Here is a 267-nt window from a genome sequence, read left to right on the forward strand (position 1 = left end):
TTCAAGCAATTTGTTCAACAGGAAGTACAACAATAAGTAGTGATGGTGATACTGGCGGTATTTATACCAGTTCAGTACCAGCAGTAGCAACAGTAGATTCAGCATCAGGAGTTGTAACAGGAGTTTCAGTTGGAACAACAATAATCACTTATACAATAACAGGAACGGGAGGTTGCGCAGATGACACAGCAACAACAGAAGTTACTGTAACTACAGCAGCAAATGCCGGAACATTATCAGGTGTTCAAGCAATTTGTTCAACAGGAA

Annotated in this window: 1 protein-coding gene; it reads left to right on the forward strand. The window is 40.4% G+C overall.

Going from position 1 to position 267, the window contains the following annotated elements; all coding sequences use genetic code 11:
- A partial coding sequence (locus CXF54_RS13005) for a hypothetical protein (protein ID WP_198551076.1) occupies window positions 1-267 on the forward strand: 267 nt, incomplete at both ends.

Source organism: Olleya sp. 1-3, assembly GCF_002836085.1.
Classification (GTDB): Bacteria; Bacteroidota; Bacteroidia; order Flavobacteriales; family Flavobacteriaceae; genus Olleya; species Olleya namhaensis.